At 60.3% G+C, this 1036-nt stretch carries 1 protein-coding gene; it reads left to right on the top strand.

The window, feature by feature from the left end; genetic code table 11:
* The coding region (locus A3754_RS00630) for a pyruvate carboxylase subunit B (protein ID WP_156496641.1) at window positions 1-1036 on the top strand (1036 nt) is incomplete at both ends.

The following is a 1036-nucleotide window of genomic DNA, read 5'->3' as shown; positions in this document are numbered from 1 at the left end:
AATGCTGCTGCGTGGGCAGAACCTGTTGGGCTATCGCCACTATGCGGATGATGTGGTGGATACCTTTGTGGAACGTGCAGCGGAAAACGGCGTGGATGTGTTCCGTGTGTTTGATGCCATGAACGACATGCGCAATATCGAGCGGGCCATCGCCGCTGTGGTAAAGCAGGGCAAGCACGCCCAGGGCACTATCGCGTACACGGTCAGCCCGGTGCACACCATGGACATGTGGGTGGAGCAGGGCAAAGTGATCGAACAGATGGGCGCCCATTCTGTTGCCATTAAGGACATGGCCGGCCTGCTGCGCCCCGCCGTGGCGTTCGAGCTGGTGACGCGCCTGAAAGCTTCCCTGAATATTCCCGTGCACATGCAATCGCACGCGACCACGGGGCTGTCCACCGCCACAGCCCTGAAAGCGGCAGAAGCGGGCATCGACAACGTGGACACCGCCATCTCGTCCATGTCGATGACCTATGGTCATAGCCCAACGGAATCCGTGGTCGCCATGCTGGAAGGCACGGACCGGGATACCGGGCTGGATATCAAAAAACTGAATCGTATTGCCGGTTATTTTCGTCAGGTTCGCAAAAAGTACGCCGCCTTCGAAGGCAGCTTGCGCGGTGTGGATGCGCGCATCCTGGTGGCGCAGGTGCCCGGCGGCATGCTCACCAATATGGAAAGTCAGCTCAAGGAGCAGGGCGCAGCGGACCGGTTCGATGAAGTGCTGCAGGAAATTCCCGGCGTCCGTGAAGATCTGGGGTTCATTCCACTGGTGACGCCCACCTCGCAAATCGTCGGCACCCAGGCGGTGCTCAATGTGCTCTCCGGCGAACGCTACAAAGTGCTCAGCAAGGAAACCCGCGGCATCCTTCGTGGCGAATATGGCGCCGCACCGGCCCCGTACAATGCCGAGCTACAGCAGCGCGCCCTGGAGGGGGACGAACCGGTTACCTGCCGCCCGGGTGATCTGCTCGACAACGAAATGGGCAGTCTCCGTGATGAAGTGCTGTCTCTGGCAAAAGACAGGGGCATGGCG

The sequence above is a fragment of the Alcanivorax sp. HI0083 genome, assembly GCF_001635175.1.
Note: the sequence above shows the minus strand (reverse complement) of the source record. Positions and strands in the feature narration are given on the sequence as shown.